Source organism: Actinomadura roseirufa, from assembly GCF_900659635.1.
Classification (GTDB): Bacteria; Actinomycetota; Actinomycetes; order Streptosporangiales; family Streptosporangiaceae; genus Spirillospora; species Spirillospora roseirufa.
Window position 1 is genome coordinate 1 of sequence record NZ_CAACVB010000091.1, and the last position, 16305, is coordinate 16305.

The 16305-nt window shown below is 70.6% G+C and carries 19 protein-coding genes and 1 pseudogene; 15 read left to right on the plus strand and 5 right to left on the minus strand.

Features of this window, described 5'->3' with window-relative positions; genetic code table 11:
• From E1291_RS20030 to E1291_RS20045, 4 genes and pseudogenes are all read left to right on the plus strand, one after another.
• Window positions 1-973 (plus strand): annotated as a pseudogene (locus E1291_RS20030) (DNA-binding protein); the annotation flags it as partial.
• Window positions 966-2321 carry a class I SAM-dependent RNA methyltransferase gene (locus E1291_RS20035; RefSeq protein ID WP_242614263.1) on the plus strand — a complete coding sequence of 452 codons (1356 nt, stop codon included), beginning with the start codon at window positions 966-968 and terminating at the stop codon, window positions 2319-2321. The pseudogene E1291_RS20030 and the gene E1291_RS20035, both read left to right, overlap by 8 nt.
• A 240-nt stretch (window positions 2322-2561) precedes the next feature.
• Complete coding sequence (locus E1291_RS20040; protein ID WP_131739365.1) at window positions 2562-3752, plus strand: helix-turn-helix domain-containing protein; 1191 nt, start codon at window positions 2562-2564, stop codon at window positions 3750-3752.
• 726 nt (window positions 3753-4478) lie between these two features.
• Complete coding sequence (locus E1291_RS20045; RefSeq protein ID WP_131739366.1) at window positions 4479-4733, plus strand: hypothetical protein; 255 nt, start codon at window positions 4479-4481, stop codon at window positions 4731-4733.
• 203 nt (window positions 4734-4936) lie between these two features.
• On the opposite strand, the gene E1291_RS20050 is transcribed toward E1291_RS20045, so the two are convergent.
• On the minus strand, window positions 4937-5428 hold the full coding sequence (locus tag E1291_RS20050) for an NUDIX hydrolase (RefSeq protein WP_131739367.1): 492 nt from the start codon (window positions 5426-5428) through the stop codon (window positions 4937-4939).
• Window positions 5425-6129, minus strand: a complete 705-nt coding sequence (locus E1291_RS20055; protein WP_131739368.1) for a helix-turn-helix domain-containing protein — start codon at window positions 6127-6129, stop codon at window positions 5425-5427. The genes E1291_RS20050 and E1291_RS20055 overlap by 4 nt, the downstream gene beginning before the upstream one ends.
• Before the next feature lie 138 nt (window positions 6130-6267).
• Here E1291_RS20055 and E1291_RS20060 point away from each other — a divergent pair, with 138 nt between their 5' ends.
• The 11 genes from E1291_RS20060 (at window position 6268) to E1291_RS20110 (ending at window position 13206) form a co-directional block, all read left to right on the plus strand.
• A complete protein-coding gene (locus tag E1291_RS20060; RefSeq protein WP_131739369.1) occupies window positions 6268-6486 on the plus strand; it encodes a hypothetical protein in 219 nt (72 codons plus the stop codon).
• 6 nt (window positions 6487-6492) lie between these two features.
• The gene (locus tag E1291_RS20065; RefSeq protein ID WP_131739370.1) at window positions 6493-6708 is read left to right on the plus strand and encodes a hypothetical protein; all 216 of its coding nucleotides are present in this window, start codon (window positions 6493-6495) and stop codon (window positions 6706-6708) included.
• Window positions 6705-6959 (plus strand): hypothetical protein, encoded by a 255-nt coding sequence (locus tag E1291_RS20070; protein ID WP_131739371.1) that lies wholly within the window; start codon window positions 6705-6707, stop codon window positions 6957-6959. Before E1291_RS20065 ends, E1291_RS20070 begins: the two co-directional genes overlap by 4 nt.
• Before the next feature lie 392 nt (window positions 6960-7351).
• Window positions 7352-8584: a helix-turn-helix domain-containing protein gene (locus E1291_RS20075; RefSeq protein WP_131739372.1), complete on the plus strand. Its 1233-nt coding sequence runs from the start codon at window positions 7352-7354 to the stop codon at window positions 8582-8584.
• A gap of 55 nt (window positions 8585-8639) precedes the next feature.
• On the plus strand, window positions 8640-8861 hold the full coding sequence (locus E1291_RS20080) for a hypothetical protein (RefSeq protein WP_131739373.1): 222 nt from the start codon (window positions 8640-8642) through the stop codon (window positions 8859-8861).
• Window positions 8858-9157: a hypothetical protein gene (locus E1291_RS20085; protein WP_131739374.1), complete on the plus strand. Its 300-nt coding sequence runs from the start codon at window positions 8858-8860 to the stop codon at window positions 9155-9157. The genes E1291_RS20080 and E1291_RS20085 overlap by 4 nt, the downstream gene beginning before the upstream one ends.
• Window positions 9154-9408, plus strand: coding sequence for a hypothetical protein (locus E1291_RS20090; protein ID WP_131739375.1), 255 nt, complete (start codon window positions 9154-9156; stop codon window positions 9406-9408). Before E1291_RS20085 ends, E1291_RS20090 begins: the two co-directional genes overlap by 4 nt.
• A 144-nt stretch (window positions 9409-9552) precedes the next feature.
• Complete coding sequence (locus E1291_RS20095; protein ID WP_242614264.1) at window positions 9553-10428, plus strand: radical SAM/SPASM domain-containing protein; 876 nt, start codon at window positions 9553-9555, stop codon at window positions 10426-10428.
• Entirely contained in the window at window positions 10404-11582 is a 1179-nt protein-coding gene (locus tag E1291_RS20100; protein ID WP_165495201.1) for a methyltransferase domain-containing protein, read from the plus strand. The genes E1291_RS20095 and E1291_RS20100 overlap by 25 nt, the downstream gene beginning before the upstream one ends.
• A gap of 86 nt (window positions 11583-11668) precedes the next feature.
• Window positions 11669-12874, plus strand: a complete 1206-nt coding sequence (locus E1291_RS20105) for a helix-turn-helix domain-containing protein (RefSeq protein ID WP_165495202.1) — start codon at window positions 11669-11671, stop codon at window positions 12872-12874.
• 59 nt (window positions 12875-12933) lie between these two features.
• Window positions 12934-13206: a hypothetical protein gene (locus E1291_RS20110; protein ID WP_131739378.1), complete on the plus strand. Its 273-nt coding sequence runs from the start codon at window positions 12934-12936 to the stop codon at window positions 13204-13206.
• Between the two features lie 338 nt (window positions 13207-13544).
• On the opposite strand, the gene E1291_RS20115 is transcribed toward E1291_RS20110, so the two are convergent.
• The 3 genes from E1291_RS20115 to E1291_RS20120 form a co-directional block, all read right to left on the minus strand.
• Window positions 13545-14138, minus strand: coding sequence for a DUF5662 family protein (locus E1291_RS20115; RefSeq protein ID WP_207400828.1), 594 nt, complete (start codon window positions 14136-14138; stop codon window positions 13545-13547).
• A 171-nt stretch (window positions 14139-14309) separates the two neighbouring features.
• Window positions 14310-14462 carry a hypothetical protein gene (locus tag E1291_RS42105; RefSeq protein WP_165495203.1) on the minus strand — a complete coding sequence of 51 codons (153 nt, stop codon included), beginning with the start codon at window positions 14460-14462 and terminating at the stop codon, window positions 14310-14312.
• A 450-nt stretch (window positions 14463-14912) separates the two neighbouring features.
• On the minus strand, window positions 14913-15812 hold the full coding sequence (locus E1291_RS20120) for a methyltransferase domain-containing protein (protein ID WP_131739379.1): 900 nt from the start codon (window positions 15810-15812) through the stop codon (window positions 14913-14915).
• Window positions 15813-16305 lie beyond the last annotated feature (493 nt).

A 16305-nucleotide genomic window follows, 5' to 3' on the forward strand; every position in this document is an offset into this window, starting at 1 on the left:
GGCACAGAACCGCTATCTGCCCCGCCAGCTGCACACCCGCGGCGACCGGCTGGCCTTCAGCAACGGCATCATCATCCTGGCCACGATGGCCGGCCTGCTCATTTATGCCTACGACGCCTCCGTCAGCCGGCTGATTCCGCTCTACACCGTCGGCGTGTTCGTCTCCTTCACCGTCAGCCAGGTCGGCATGGTGCGGCACTGGAACCGGCTCCTGCGCACCGAGGAGGACCCGGCGCAGCAGCGGCGGATGCGGACCTCCCGCGCCATCAACGCCTTCGGCGCCACCCTCACCGGCATCGTCCTGGTCGTCGTCCTGATCACCAAGTTCGCCCTCGGCGCCTACATCGTCTGCATCGCCATGCCCGTCCTCTTCATGATCATGAAGGCCATCCGCAAGCACTACGACCGCGTCGCCGAGGAACTCGTCCCCTCCGGCGAGGACGTCGCCCTGCCCGCCCGCAACCACGGCATCGTCCTGGTCTCCAAGATCCACAAACCCACCCTGCGCGCCCTCGCCTACGCCCGCGCCACCCGTCCCTCCACCCTGGAGGCCGTCACCGTCGCGGTCGACGCCCAGGAATCCCAGCGCCTCCAGGAGGAATGGGACGCCCTGGACATCCCGGTCCCCTTGAAGATCCTCGACTCGCCCTACCGCGAGATCACCCGCCCGGTCCTGTCCTACGTCAAGAGCGTCCGCCGCAAGAGCCCCCGCGACGTCGTCACCGTCTTCATCCCCGAATACGTGGTCGGCCACTGGTGGGAACAGCTCCTGCACAACCAGAGCGCCCTGAGGCTGAAGGGCCGGCTGCTCTTCCAGCCCGGCGTCATGGTCACCAGCGTCGCCTGGCAACTCCAGTCCTCCGACCGCCTCAAGGGGCGCCAGGAGCCGCCCGGACCGGGCGCGTCCCGCCGCCCGCCCCGCGAGGGTGCTGGGGCACGTCCCGGTGGCGGTAATGTTTCGGACCGTGACTGATCTCGAACCCGATCCCGGCCTCCTCGACCTGGAGGTCGGCAACGTCGCCAACGGCGGTTTCTGCGTCGCCCGCCACGAGGGCCGCGTGGTCTTCGTCCGGCACGCCCTGCCCGGCGAACGGGTCCGCGCCCGCGTCACCGACACCACCAAGAACTTCCTGCGCGCCGACGCCGTCGAGATCCTCGAAGCGTCGCCGGACCGGGTCCAGGCGCCCTGCCCGTTCGCTGGCCCCGGCCGCTGCGGCGGCTGCGACTGGCAGCACGCCTCGCTCCCCGCGCAGCGGGCCCTCAAGGCCGCCGTGATCGAGGAGCAGCTGCAGCGGCTCGCCGGCATCACCCGGACCGTCACCGTCGAGGAGGTGCCCTACCCCGCCGAGGACGAGACGGCGCCGCCGCCCGGCCTCGGCTGGCGCACCCGCGTCCAGTTCGCCGTCGCCGAGGGCGCCGTCGGCCTGCGCCGGCACCGCTCGCACGACGTCGAGCCGGTCGACGAGTGCCTGATCGCCCACCCCGGCGTCGAGGCGATGGGCATCGAGCGCAAGCGCTGGCCCGGCGCGTCCGGCGTCGAGGGCATCGTGTCGGCGACCACCGGCGACCGGCTCGTGGTCCTGCGCGGCCGCGACCGCCGCAAGATCCGCGTCCCGCGGCTGGACGTGCCGGTCCGGCTCGTCCGCGGCCGGCCCGAGCCCGGCGCGACCCTGCCCTACGTCCGCGAGTCGGTGTCGGGACGGCTGTTCCAGGTCAGCGGCAGCGGCTTCTGGCAGGTCCACCCGGGCGCCGCGCAGCTCCTCGCCGACGCCGTCGTCGAGGCCCTGGAGCCCAAGCCCGGTGACATCGCCCTCGACCTGTACTGCGGCGTCGGGCTGTTCGCCGGCGTCCTCGCCGACCGCATCGGCCCGTCCGGCCTGGTGGTCGGCGTCGAGTCCGACGGGCAGGCCGTCCGCGACGCGCGGTTCAACCTGCGCGACCTGGCCAACGTCTCCATCGAGCGCGGCCCGGTGGAGGAGGTCGTCGCCGACCTGGAGTTCGGCCGCGCCGACGGTTCCGACCGCGCCCAGAACAAGCGCGGCGGCGGCTCCGGCGTCGGCCACCGCGGCGGCTCCCGCGTCCGCCGCGCCGACGTCGTCGTCCTGGACCCCCCGCGCACCGGCGCCGGCCGCGAGGTCGTCGAGCACATCACCCGCCTCGCCGGCCGCAAGATCGCCTACGTCTCCTGCGACCCGGCGACCCTGGCCCGCGACCTGGCGTACTTCAGCGAGCGCGGCTGGACCCTGGAGTCCCTCCGCGCCTTCGACGCCTTCCCCATGACCCAACACGTAGAGTGCCTGGCCACCCTGGTAAGAGGCTGACCAACGTCCACCACCGCGCACCCCAGGCACACCGCTGGGGTGCTGGGCCGTGTTCGAGGCGCACGACGAGCTCGGCGAGCTGCGGACGTTGAGATCGTCGCGGACGCTGAGTCGAGACGGAGAAGGCCGAAGTGCCCAGGGGTCTGGCGGCCGGTGAGGACGATCGCTCCGATCCCATAGAACGCGGAAGCCCTGCGCCTTAGCCTGAGAGCGTTGAGATCTCGGGAGGTGCGGGGCCTGATGCCTGACGCGAGCACGATCGGACTCACACTCAAGCGCATCCGAAAAGAGCGCGGCCTGAGCCAGGAGGCCCTGGCCGAGAAGGCGGGACTGTCCAAGGACACGGTCGCCAAGCTGGAGCAGGGCCGGCGGCGAGGCGAGCGGACGACCACGCTCATGCGGCTGGCGAACGCGCTGGACGTGGATCTGGGTGAGCTGACCGGCCGCCGCGAACGGGTCGGAGGCCGCGAGGGCGCGAGCGTCCTGGCCGTGCGGGACGTGATCCTCGCCCCCTCGCTGCTCCCCGGCGTCGGCGGCCTGGACGCCGCCGACAGCGGAGAGCCGACCGCACTGCCCGACCTTGAGTCCGCGGTCGCGCGAGGCTGGCGCATGTACTGGGAGGGCGACCTCACGGCTCTCACGGCGGCCGTGCCCGGCCTCGTCGCCGAGGCGCGGCTCACCCAGCGCTCCATCGGGGCGCGGGCGGCGGTGCCGCTGTCGCGCGCCTACCAGCTCGCCGCCTGCCTGCTCAATCACCTCGGCAAGCCCGACCTGGCCGCGCTCGCCGCCGAGCGCGCCATCGCCGCCGCGCATCAGGGCGACGACGAACTGCAGCACGCGACCGTCCAGGGCACGTACGCCTGGGCGCTGCACCGCCAGGCCAGGCTGGGCGAGGCCGAGCGAGTGGCTGCGAAGGCCGCGTCCTCCATCGAACCCTCGTTCAGCGGCTCGCCGGTGCATCTCGCGGTGTGGGGCGGCCTGCTGCTGAACGCCTTGGCTCCTCGGGTCGCCGCGGGGAACGATCCGGAGGAGTATCTCTCCCCGGCCCGCGCCGCCGCCGCCGCGATCGGCGACCGCCGCGTCGCGCACTTTGATGCCTGGTTCAGCATCGACATCGTCCACATGCAGAGCGTGTACGCGTGGGCCACGTTGCGGGAGCCGGGGCGTGCACTGGACGTGGCACGCGGCGTCCGGCTCAGCGGACTACAAGGCATCGCCCGCGGCAGACACTTGCTCGACGTGGCCCAAGCCCACGTGGACGCCCGCCAGCCACAGGCCGCCGAGGCGCGGCTGGCCGACGCGCACGCCACGGCGCCGCAATGGTTCCGGCACCAGGCACTCGCAGAGAGCCTGGTGGGGGAAGTACGGGAGGCGACGACCCGACCTTCTCCCCGAATCCGCGCACTTGCCCGCGCAGTGGGCATCGACTAGGACGCCGCGTCCTAGAAGGGCACGTGGTGACCCTGCGTAGCTAGGACGCGATGCCCCAGCGTGGCCGTCCACGGCCACGCTGGAGCGGACACCGTGTCACTGGTTCATCACGCATCCGTACGAGTGAATGTCTCCGTGACCTCTGACACACACTCTCGGACACTGGCGAAGGAGAAGGCCGCGCTCTGCGCGGAATTTCCTGGCTGGAGCATCATCCGCACCACCGACACGGGCGATGGTGGGCGATACGAAGGCCCAAGGCGGGTCGCCGTCTGAGCGTCGTTACCGAGTTGGCCGCTGACACGCCTCAGGAACTCGCGGAGCTGCTGCGTGAGGCTCGCGCGGTGGAGGCCGCCCGATGAGCGTGGGTGCGGAGGACGAGAGCGCTGCGGCTTCCTCGCCAGACACGGCCCTGACGATGGCGACGACGCTCGGCGCGGCGACGTCCCAGGGCGGTGCCGATGAGTGAGTTCGGGCGTGGACGCGGGGGGACGGGTAAGGCGGCAGATTCCCCCGCGTCCGCTTCACCGTCCGAGCGCCTCGACGTCGAGGGCGGCGCCGGTGTCTATCTCCTCGTTGACCCGCAGACGCGTGACATCCGTGGGACGCTCGTCGACCTCGGCGGCGGGTGGTGGCGGTGCCGGACGCCTCGCGTGAGGCGCGCGAGGTGTTCGTCCCGCCATGGGTGGACGAGCCGTGGCGGGACGCGGCCGAGCGGACGGCGGCATGAGCGACGACGCCTTCGCCCGTCTTGACGAGTTGGCCGCGCTGATCGAGCGGCGCTACCCGCACATCGCGTCGATTCGTCCCAGCGGGTCGAGCATCCTCTACCTGCTGCGTGCGGGTGAGGAGACCCGGTACGTCCTCTGGGTCCGGGAGAGGGCCGAGTACGCCTGGTACGGGCCGGCCGGCCGCGGCCCCTACCTCGGCCCGGACGCGCCGGACGCCGTCGAGGCCATCGGCAAGGAACTCGCCCCCTAAACGCCGCGGCCCCGGGTGTTCTGCTCAGGACTCAGGGGCGCGGCTCCCTGACACCGGGATCTCGGGTAATACGCGTGCCCGAGGTCTTGGGGCTCGGATCTCCAAGCCCGCCCACGCCACGCCTAGAGATGCCTGACGCTGACACGATCGGACTCACACTCAGCGCATCCGCCAAGAAAGCCGAAGTGCTCGTCCGAATCTGATCAGTCCACGTGAGGCTCGGCGGCGGTGAGCCCATGGTCGACGCGACGACGGAGCGCTGGGTGGATGGCGTAGTTCCCGAGGTCGGCGGGTTCCACCCAGCGCACCTCGGCCGCCTCGTCCGTCGTCGTCAGCTCGCCGCCGACGGGCCGCGCGTGCAGGCAGATGTTCACCGGCTGCCGGACCTCGTCGACTCGCCCGCCCTTGATGTACTCGATCACGTGATGAGGGGTGGTGAACACGCCGACGAGGGCGCCCGTTTCGATCTCGATGCCGGTCTCCTCCCGGCACTCGCGGGCGGCGCATTGCCGGATGGTCTCGCCCTTCTTCAGGCCGCCGGTCGGGATCGTCCACAGGTCGTTGTCGGGGCGACGTAGTAGTAGCACCCGGCCCTGGTCGTCGCGTACGAGGGCGGAGGCGGAGGGCTTGCGGCTGGTCGGCTTCGGCGCGTCGGAGTCCCGCCAGTGGTCGATGCGGCGCGTGTGCTTGGTCATACCTCTCCGTCGAGCGGCCTCGCCGACGCCCACACCCGCTCGAACGATTCGAGGTAGGTGTTGAAGTACGCGCCGTCCACGCGCCGGATGTGCGTGGTCGGCGTGTGGGCGGCGAGGATGCCGTACACGTGGCTGTTGACGATCATCTCGTCGTCGAATCGATAGATGCTGTTGTACAGCGGGGTGTCGTGCAGCCGGATGTCGATCAGGCCCGCCAGGGGCCGGTAATACGACAGGACGGCGGAGACCCGTCCGGCCACACCGCCGCCGATGCGCTTCTCTCCGTCACGCGCGGCAAGTTGCGCGCCCTCAGGGTCTCCGACGAGCAGCCTCACCCGGACTCCGGCTGCGGCCCGCTGCTGAAGCACAGGTATCCAGTCGGGATGCTCCTCGGTGAGGAACAGTCCGGCGTAGGCGAGGTAGTCGACGTTCCGCTCGGCTTGTCTCAGCAACTCGGTCCACAGGTGCTTGGGGACGTCCTGTCGACGCGGCCAGGTGGAGACCAGCTCGGCACCGGTGAGGCTGGCCTTATTGACCGCGCCGGGCCATAGGTATGACTCGTCCTCTTGCAGGATCGCGGCGACGCGATAGCGGGTGCTGGGGTAGGGCACGCTCTTCTCTGATAACCAGCGCTCGACGCTCTTGGTGCTGACGCCGGCCTGGTCCGCGAGGGCGGCGGGGTCGAGTCCGCGTCTGAGCATGGCTCGGCGAAGTCTTTCGTTCATAGCGTGAGCCTGCCATCTACCGACGGCTACAGGCATCGTGGTGACGGATAGTTGTCGGTAGATGTCTAACCGTGTCATCGCCCTGGGGGTGCGCCTCATCGCATTGTGTAACGCGTGACACGGACCCGAACGGCTGACGAACACAAGGCCCGGCTCGTCGAGGAGTTCCCCGGTTGGAGCATCATCCGCACCACCGACACGGGGCGATGGTGGGCGATCCGAAGGCCCAAGGCGGGGCGCCGGTTGAGTGTCGTCACCGAGTTGGCCGCTGACACACCCGAGGAACTCGCGGAGCTGCTGCGCGAGGCTCACGCGGTGGAGGCGGACCGATGAGCGTGGGTGCGGAGGGCGAGAGCGCGGCAGCTTCGTCCGCGCCCACCGTGTGCCGGCCGCAGGGGGCCGTTCCTGTGCCCCTGCGGCATCTGCGGCACGCTGGTCGACCTCGGCGGCGGGTGGTGGCGGTGCCGTTCGCCGCGCGGTGACGCGCGCGAGGTGTTCGTCCCGTCGTGGGTGGACGAGCCGTGGCGGGACGTGGCGGAGCGGGTGGCGGCATGAGCGACGACGTGTTCGAGCGCCTCGACGAGTTGGCCGCGCTGATTGCGCGGCGCTTCCCGCACATCGCGCCGATCCGTCCCGCCGGGTCGAGCATCCTCTACCTGCTGCGCTCTGGCCAGGGCACCCGGTATGTCCTCTGGGCCCGGGAGAGGGCCGAGTACGCCTGGTACGGGCCGTCCGGTCGCGGCCCCTACCTCGGCCCGGACGCACCGGACGCCGCCGAGGCCATCGGCGAGGAACTCGCCCCCTAAACGCTGCGGCCCTGGGAGTCCCCGCACGGGGCATCGAGGCCGTAAGCCCTGACACCGGGACCTCGGGTTGGAGGCGCGCGCCCGAGGTCCCGGGCCCAGCAGGATGAACGGCCGGTGCAAATTCCCGTGCCACCCCTCCCTGTTTCAGCGGGACCCCGGGGTATGCTGCACAACCGGCGGGTCGCTGAAGAATCGACCCGCAGCACCGCCCCCGAGCCGCAGATCACCTGCGGCTTTACCGCGGTCGTCCTCATCGCCCCTGCGAGGGTTCGCAACAGGTTGGAGAGGACTGCAGGGGCTGTGGAGCAGGACGGTTGCTTCGTCCACATGGAACGCGTAGGCGCTGCACCGTAGCCTGAGGTTGTCGAGACGCTCAGGAGGGTGCAGGGCCCATGCGTGACCGTGACACCGATCCCGCTGACCCGGACCTGACTATCGGACAGAGGGTGGCGTACTACCGGAAGCGGCAGGGGATGTCCCGGGAGGTACTCGCCGGCCTGGTCGGCATGAGTACTCGATGGGTCAAGGCGGTCGAGCGCGGCGAGATCCGGGAGTTGAAGCTGCCCGCCATCCTCGCCTTGACGCAGGCACTGAGACTGCGCGATGTCGCACGCCTTACCGGTGGCGACCCCATGCCGACGACGATCTTCCGGGGCCCCGGGCATCCCGCGCTGGCCGCCGTCCGGGACGCGATCAACGCTGTCGCCGTCTCCACGACGGGCGAGCCCGACGGCCTGGCCCACCTCCGAGCGCGTCTTGACTCGGCATGGCGCGCCCGGCATGCGAGTCCCGATCACCGGACCGTGATCGGCGGGCTGCTTCCGGAACTGATCGGCGATGCGAAGTACGCCGCACGCCACTACGAGGGCGCCGAGCGGCGACAGGCCCTGTCGATCCTCGCGCAGGTGTACAACCTCGCGCAGTTCTTCATCGCCTACCAGCCGAGTGCTGACCTGCTCTGGCGGGTGGTAGAGCGTTCGATCATGGCGGCCGAGGAGTCCGCGGATCCGAAGGCGTTCGGCGGTGCCGTCTGGCTCGCCGCTCAAGCCCACCGCGACGCGGGGGACTTCGACGCGGCCGAGCAGATCAATCGTCAGGGACTGGAGCTGATCGAGCCGCGCATGGACGATGCGGACGACGATCTGCTGGCCATGTGGGGCGCACTTCATCACGAGGTTGCGTACACAGCGGCACGGGCCGGACAGAGCGCCACGGCGTGGCGCTGGTGGGACGAGGCGAACCGCATCGCCCAGACATTGCCCCCCGCGCACTACGACCCGATGACCTCGTTCTCTCGCCCCATAATGGGGGCCCATGCCGTCACGGTGGCCGTGGAACTGCGTCAGGGCGGTGAGGCGCGTAAGCAGGCGCGGAGGGCATCGGCGGCAGCGATCCCGTCCCAACCGCGCCGGGGTCGCCACCTGATCGAGGTGGCGCGGGCGTGGCAGACCGGCGGTGACGAAGCGGCCGAGCTGCGGACGTTGGAGGACGCATACCGGGCGGCCCCCGAGACGATCCGCTACAACCAGTACGCCCGCCGCATGACGCTCGAACTGACAAACGGTCCAGCGGAACTCCAGGCGGACGCCCGTAGCCTCGCGGATCGGATCGGCCTCCTGGTCTGACTTGGGGACAGTTTCCTGTCCCTGACCACCTGTGATCACGCTGAGTATGTTGTCTGTGACGCAGACAACGGAGGCTGCAGTCGACCTGCGGGTCGCACTTCGCAAGGAGTTCCCGGGCTGGAGCATCATCCGCACCAGTGACACGGGGCGGTGGTGGGCGATCCGCGTGCCGAAGGCAGGACGACGAGTGAGCGCCGTCACCGAGTTGGCCGCCGACAGCGCGGACGAACTGGCGGGGTTGCTGCGTGAGGCGGACGCCGTGGAGGTCGGCCGGTGAGCGTGGGTGCGGAGGGCGAGAGCGCGGCAGCTTCGTCCGCGTCCACCGCGTACCGGTCGCAGGGGAGCGTTGTGACCCTGTGGCCGGTGCGCAGCCCGGAGCGGCTCGACGTCGAGGACGTCGGTGGCGTCTACTTCCTCGTCGACCCGCAGACGCGTGACATCCGTGGGACGCTCGTCGACCTCGGCGGCGGGTGGTGGCGGTGCCGGACGCCGCGCGGTGACGCGCGTGAGGTGTTCGTCCCGCCATGGGTGGACGAGCCGTGGCGGGACGTGGCCGAGCGGACGGCGGCATGAGCGACGACGCCTTCGCCCGTCTTGTCGAGCTGGCCGCGCTGATCGAGCGGCGTTACCCGCACATCGCGCCGATCCGCCCGGCCGGGTCGAGCATCCTCTACCTGCTGTGCCGCGGCGACGGGGCCCGGTACGTCCTCTGGGATCGGGAGCAGACCGCGTACGTCTGGTACGGGCCGTCCGGGCGTGGTGCTCACTTCGGCCCGGACGCGTCGTCCGCCGCCGAGGTGGTCGGCGAGGAGCTCGCCCCTTAGACGCTGCGGCTTCGGGGCCTGCGCGGGATGCCGGGGCGTGGCCCCCTGGCCATCCCTGTCCGACCCGAACCGGACACCTACCTGCGAACCGTGGCGGCCCGGAAGCCGCCCATGAGAGAACGAAGGGCACCCGAGGAGGCCCCGATGCGAATGCTGTGGCTGGAACTCACCACCAGATGTCAGCTCGCCTGCACCCACTGTTACAACTCGTCCGGTCCCACCGGCGACCACGGCGCCATGACCGCCGCCGACTGGCGCCGCGTCATCGGCGAGGCGGCCGACCTCGGGGTGCGCCTGGTCCAGTTCATCGGCGGAGAGCCCACCCTGCACCCGGACCTGGCCGACCTCATCACCCACGCTCGCGCCGTGGACGTCGAGGTGGAGGTCTACAGCAACCTCGTCCATGTTCCCGGCGAGCTCTGGGCCGTCCTTGACCGGCCCGGGGTCAGGCTCGCGACCTCGTTCTACTCCGACGACCGCGGCGAGCACGAGCGGATCACCGGTCGTGACACTCACCGGCAGACCTGCGCCAACATCACCCGCGCGCTGGAGATGGGCATCCCTCTGCGCGCGGGCCTCGTCCACGTCCTGGCAGGGCAGCGCACCGCGCAGGCCCACGCCATGCTCACCCGCATGGGCGTCCGGCGGATCGGCGCCGACCACGCTCGCCCCTTCGGCCGAGGCGGCGGCGACGCCGAGGAGCACCAGACCGGCGGGCTCTGCGGACGCTGCGGGAACGGCTGCGCCGCCGTACTGCCCACCGGCACGGTCACCCCCTGCCCGATGTCCCGGTGGATGGACTGCGGCAACGTCCTCACTGAACCACTGAAGGCCGCGCTCGGACGCGCCGCCGAGCGCGGCACCGAGATCGCCGACACTCTGCGGGTCACCAACTGTGGCCCGCACAATGATGGCCAGTGCGACCCTTGCGAGCCGTCATGCGAACCGGGCTGCGACCCGAGCGCGGAGACCACCGCGACCGTGGGAGGTGGCACGTGGGCGCAGCATGGGACGCGGTGAGATGGCACGACCGCCTGGACGGACTCGTAGACGACCTCGCCGGCCGGGGGATCCTGACCGACCGGACCTGGCGCGCGGGCCTACGGGAGGTGCCACGGCACCGGTTCGTCCCCACCCGGGCCTGGGCCGAACCCCAGTCCTGGAACGGGCAATCCCACCTCATCGACCGGACGGCGGCGCCAAGCGACTGGTGGAACGCCGTCTATTCCGACACCAGCATCATCACCCAGCGGGACGACGGCGCTACCGACCCCACCGACCCGTCCGGTGCGCCGACTTGCAGCCTGTCCTGCCCGAGCATCGCCATGGAGTACTTGCACCTGCTCGACCTCCAGGACCACCATCGCGTCATGGAAATCGGCACCGGCACCGGCTGGACGGCGGCGATGCTCGCCTGGCGGCTCCGCGGCTCCAGCGTCATTACGGTCGAGGTCGACAAGGCCCTCGCCGAGACCGCCCGCGACAACCTCGACCACCTCTCCGAGCGGCCAGACGTCATCACCGGCGACGGCGCCGACGGCCACCCGCTCCAGGCGCCCTACGATCGGATCCACGTCACCTGCGGCGTCCGTGACATCCCCGTCGCCTGGCTCGAGCAGGTCCGCCCCGGCGGCATCATTGTCGTGCCATGGATGCCGATCGGCGGGGACGCCTACGGCCAGCAGCTCGTCCTCGACGTCATCGGCGACGGCACCGCCGTGGGCCGGTGCGTCGGCGGCGGCGGATTCATGATGCTCCGCTCCCAGCGTGTGACGGCCCGCGAGCACGGGCGCGACGGCACGGACGAACCGTCCACCACCCGCATGGACCCGCGGCTGATCGCACGCGCCGACGGCGGCGCGCAACTCGCGCTTCACGCCCTCGTCCACGGCCTGTCCATCACGACGGGCTGGAACAAGGCCGCGGACGGGTGGTCCTACACGGTGCGGCTGAACGACGGCGCAGGCTCGACCGCGATGTGCTCGGCTCCACGGGGAGCCGACGAGTACGACGTCGTCCAGGCGGGTCCGCGGCGGCTGTGGGACGAGGCGGTGGCCGCCTACCTGTGGTGGCTGAAGCAAGGCCGTCCGGCCCGGGACCGGTTCGGCGTCACCGTCACGCCCGGATGCCAGGACATCTGGCTGGACAACCCCTCCAACACCCTGAAGGGGTGACCTGTCGGCGGGTACACGACGTACCCGACCCTGCGGGGCCGCCGCGTAGCGTGGTGAGGCGTCGGGCCATCCAGCCAAGGGGAGCCATGAGCGCCGACCTCACCATCGGGCAGCGGGTCAAGCAGATCCGTACCGCCAGCAACATCTCCCGCGCCGACCTGGCCGGACGTGTCGATCGGTCGGTCGACTGGTTGAAGTCCGTCGAGATCGGTCGCAGGCAGCTGGACCGTTACTCCACTATCGCCGCCGTTGCCGCCGCCCTCGGATGCGAGGTCACCGAGTTGCTCGCCGTCCCGCACAGGAGCGGAGCGAGCATTGAGCAGCGGCGTGCGCACGCCGCCGTTCCGGCGCTGCGGCGGGTGCTGCTGCGCGCGGACCTCCCGCCGCGTGCGGCCGGCGCGCCGATCGACCTGGACGCACTGCGCTCCCGAGTGGACGTCGCGCATCGGTACCGGCGCCACGCCCGTTACGGCGATCTTGCTGCCGACCTCCCGCAACTCCTCCAGGACGTCGCGCACACCACTGCCGTGCTGGAGGGCCGCGAGAAGGAGCGCGCGTTCGCCCTCCTCGCCGAGGCGCGGCACGACGCGGCGATGATGGCGAAGAGGCTCGGCTACGTCGACCTCGCGGCGATGGCGGCGGCGCAGGGTGTACGCGCTGCCAACGCCTCAGGCGATCCGTTGCTCGTCACCGCCCTCACCTGGACGCAAGCCGAGGTGTACATCACCGCCGGTGCCGTGGACGAGGCCCACGAGATCACCACCGGGCAGATGGACGTGCTCGATCCCCTGCTCGGCGACGGCAGCGAGGGGATCTGGTCGCTGTGGGGCACACTGCACCTGGTCGAGTCCGTGATCCAGGCGCGGCGACTCCGAGGGGCCGAGGCCGCCTCACATCTGGTCGAGGCCGCCGCTGCGGCGAGCCGGGTGGGCTCCGGTCATTCCGAGTACCAGACGGAGTTCGGCCCGGAGAACCGGGCGATCGTCGCCGTGCACGTCGGCCTGGAGTTGGGCGGTGGCCGAGAGGCTCTGAGTCCCGTCGACGACGCGGTGTTGAGTGGTCTGCCGAAGGAGCGCCGGGCCCGCCATGCGATCGACCGCGCCTTGGCGGCGTCCAGGGACGGGGACGACCTCGCGGCGATGGGGGAGCTGCTGGAGGCCGACAAGATCGCACCAGAGGCGGTGCGGAACCATCCGATCGCCCGCGAGCTGGTGGTGGCGGCGGCCCACCGGTCGCGGACCGTCAAGGAGCCGATCGTCACCGCCGCGACACGCCTGGGAGTCTCGATCTAGGGCTCTGAGCTGGGGGAACAGCGGGTCAGGTACGGAGCGTACCCGACCCGCTTCTTCATGTGCGCAACGATGATGGTGAGGGAACGCCCGGCCAGAAGGAGACGGTCATGCAAGCCCACCCCACTTCGGTGACCGAGGCGACCAGACGAGGGCTCAGCGACGAGTTCCCCGGTTGGAGCATTATCCGCACCACCGACACGGCGAGGTGGTGGGCGATCCGGGAGCCGAAGCCGGGCCGCCGGCTGGGTGTTGTTACAGAGCCGGCCGCTGACACGCCCGAGGAACTCGCGGAGTTGCTGCGTGGGGTTCGCGCGGTGGAGGGCGGCCGGTGAGCGTGGGTGCGGAGGGCGGGAGCGCGGCAGCTTCGTCCGCGCCCACCGCGTACCGGCTGCGGGGGAGCTCTGCGCCCCTGTGGCCGGTACGCAACCCGGAGCGCCTCGACGTCGAGGACGTGGGCGCTGTCTTCTTCCTCGTCGACCCGCTGACTGCGCCGGGTCGAGCAGGCGTACACCATGGTCGTCGTGTTCATCGGCCTGAAAGGGCGGGCCCCACAGGAGATGACCGAAGTGGCGGCGCTGCTGCGCCGCGCGGCTGACATCGCTGACGAACTGGGCGAAGTGGGCTCGTAACTCCAGTCGGCGCCTCGGCGGGCATCCCAGCAGTGGTCCCCTCATGCCTCCCAGGTGTAGGGCTCGAAGCGTCCGTCGGCGTGGGCTCCCGCATGTGTCCCGCCCGGCCGGTCCACGATCACGTCGCAGACCATCTCGGTCCCGTCGGGCGCGATATGGGCTGTCCCGCACGGCTGCTCGTCCAGCCACCCGAAGTGGCGGGCGGTGTTCCACAGGATCGCGTCGAGCTGATCGGAGATCCCGTGGCGCTCCTTCAGGATCTCTAGGCTACGAACGAGGCTGCCGTCGGCGTGCCGCTCGGTCGCCGCACGCCAGTCCGCGAGCATCTCGACCAGGTCGACCAGCGTCATGCCACTGACGCCGTCCTCGAAGTGCTCGGGGTGGTGCCGGTTCGCCGCATAGTGGTGATCGAGTCCGACCTTCATCTCGGCGAGGTAGCCCTTGTACTCCTCCGAGCCGTACGGCGAGACCCGCAGCTTGGGCGCGAACTCGTTGTAAAACTCCAGCTCGGGGGCCTCGGTCTTGCTGCGGTCGTGACAGGTGGACCGGTCGATCAGCTCATGGATCGCCTGGGCCATCAGTTCGGCGACGCGCTGCGCGTGCTTGAGGGTGTCGGCGGTGCTGTCGTAGGTCACCGCTGTCCTCCGCCGGCCGAGCACCGGTTGCAGATGCACCGCTTCGGCCCGGCCATCAGCCCTCCACCTCGTGAATCCTGTACGTGGCAGGCTCGCCGTACAGATCGCGGAGCCTCTGCTCCTCGTCGATGCCAGGCGCCCGGTCGACGTCGACCATGTGCTCGATCTCGTTCAACGCGCTTCTCCCTCCATGGCCTCGCGGCGGGACTCGCCCGCCGGGACTGCCGCGAGCTCCACCTCATAGTCCGCGTCGCACAGCATCCGCGCGAGCGCGTCGACCCGAAGCCGCCCAGGACGCCGGTCCCCCGAGCCCAGTGCGATCAAGGAACACCTTGACGGGCTCGGCCGCGGAGACGGCGGGTGGCGGTGCCGGACGCCGTGCGGCGGCGCGGCGAGGTGTTCGTCCCGGTGTGGGTGGGCGAGGGGCGGCGGACGTGGCGGAGTGGGTGGCGGTATGAGCGGTGACGTCTTCGCGTGCCTTGACGAGCTGGCCGAGGTTCGCAAGCGGCGTTTCCCGTACATCAGGCCGCTCCGGCGGCGGAGTGAGCATCCTCTACCTGGTGCGCGCCGGCGAGAGCACTCGTTACGTCCTCTGCGTCCGCGAGAAGGCCGGGTACGCCTGGTACGGGCCGTCCGACGCGGCCCGTACCTCGGCCCGGACGCACCGTCGGTGGCCGAGGCCCTCGGCAAGGAACTCGCTCCGTGAACGTCGCCGCCCCGGGGCCTGCGCGGGGGCGGGGCCGCAGCCCATGGCCGGGACGCAGGCGCAACGCATCAATGCCCGGGAATCTCGGCAGGGATGGGGTTCGTGGGGGAATCCAGCCAGATCCGTTGCCCCTCGCGGGTCACGGTGATGCCGTACCGGGCGTAGTCGGGCCTGCCGGCCTGCCTCCATCGTTCCTCCGTGTCGTGATCGACACGTGGCAACAGGTGATGGGCATGCAGAGGCATGAACCCCGCCTCTCCAATGAACCGGCCCTCTGCCCTTCCGGTGCCGCTGACGGCGAACCGCGCCAACGGCCGTCCTGGATGAACCGTGGGGGCCCACGGAACGAGCAGCATCCCGCCGGGCCGCGTCTGTTCCACCCAGGCGTAGGGCACCGTGTGCGCGGCGGCCGTGACGATGATCCGGTCATAGGGCGCACCCGGCGGGTACCCGGCTTCACCGTCACCGGTGATCACCTGCACAGGCCATCCCGACTTGCCCAGAGCCGTGCGCGCCTGTTCGGCCACCTCCGGGTCGATCTCGATGCTCGTCACCTGGTCGACGCCGAGCAGGAACGCCAACACCGCCGCGTTGTACCCGGTACCGGTGCCGATCTCCAGTACCCGCATACCCGGGGCCAGTTCCAAGGTGTCGATCATCCTGGCCATGATGCGTGGCGAGCTGCTCGAACTGGTGGCCACCATTCCCCGTCCGCTCTCGGGGTCGCACAGGTCGGCTGGAACGGTGGGGTCGTATCCCACCTTGGTCACCACGGGCTCGTCGTCCCCGTTCACCAGTCTCCGCCAGCGACCGGGCTCGGCGGACCGCACCAGAGGGACCAGCCAGTAGTCAGGACCGGGCACGTACACCAAATCCGGGATGAAGTCCTCTCTGGAGATCGCCGCCAGCGCCTCTTCGGGCGTTCTCACTGCTCCCCGGTCCCGTTGCAGGACGTACACGGCAGCCATCGCCGCTTCTCGTGCCCGTTGTCGGTGCCCCATCGGCCTTTGGCGCCGTTACAGGCGCCGCACGGCTGCTTCTTGCCATGTTTGCCCATGGTGATGACTCCATCGCTTACGGTCCTTGCTCAGTGTCATCGCTCCCCATGCGTTCGGCAACAGGTTCCAATGCACCGATGTGGACAGTGTGCGCCGCCATGGCGGGAGGTGGGACCGATGGCATGGCCCCGGTTGGTTGCCGTCACCGAGTTGGACCGGTGCGGCCGGGGAACTTGCCGCGCTGCGGCATGAGGCACGCGAGGTGGAGCGGCTGGTGGCGGTGCCGGACGCCGCGAGGCGAGACGTGCGAGGTGTTCGTCCCAGTGTGGGTGGACGAGCCGTGGCGGAGCGCGGCCGAGCGGGGGGCGGCGTGAGCGACGACGTCTTCGGGCGCCTCGACGATCAGGCCGCACGGGTAAGCGGCGCTTCCCGCACATCTAGCCGCTCCGGCGGGAGGGTGAGG

Excerpts from the sequence above, each read along its gene's own strand:
- E1291_RS20050 (WP_131739367.1), bottom strand. The coding sequence starts at position 5,428 with ATGACCAAGCACACGCGCCGCATCGACCACTGGCGGGACTCCGACGCG.
- E1291_RS20075 (WP_131739372.1), top strand. The coding sequence starts at position 7,352 with ATGCGTGACCGTGACACCGATCCCGCTGACCCGGACCTGACTATCGGA.
- E1291_RS20055 (WP_131739368.1), bottom strand. The coding sequence starts at position 6,129 with ATGCTCAGACGCGGACTCGACCCCGCCGCCCTCGCGGACCAGGCCGGC.
- E1291_RS20040 (WP_131739365.1), top strand. The coding sequence starts at position 2,562 with ATGCCTGACGCGAGCACGATCGGACTCACACTCAAGCGCATCCGAAAA.
- E1291_RS20070 (WP_131739371.1), top strand. The coding sequence starts at position 6,705 with ATGAGCGACGACGTGTTCGAGCGCCTCGACGAGTTGGCCGCGCTGATT.
- E1291_RS20120 (WP_131739379.1), bottom strand. The coding sequence starts at position 15,812 with ATGGCTGCCGTGTACGTCCTGCAACGGGACCGGGGAGCAGTGAGAACG.
- E1291_RS20045 (WP_131739366.1), top strand. The coding sequence starts at position 4,479 with ATGAGCGACGACGCCTTCGCCCGTCTTGACGAGTTGGCCGCGCTGATC.
- E1291_RS20095 (WP_242614264.1), top strand. The coding sequence starts at position 9,553 with ATGCGAATGCTGTGGCTGGAACTCACCACCAGATGTCAGCTCGCCTGC.
- E1291_RS20090 (WP_131739375.1), top strand. The coding sequence starts at position 9,154 with ATGAGCGACGACGCCTTCGCCCGTCTTGTCGAGCTGGCCGCGCTGATC.
- E1291_RS20105 (WP_165495202.1), top strand. The coding sequence starts at position 11,669 with ATGAGCGCCGACCTCACCATCGGGCAGCGGGTCAAGCAGATCCGTACC.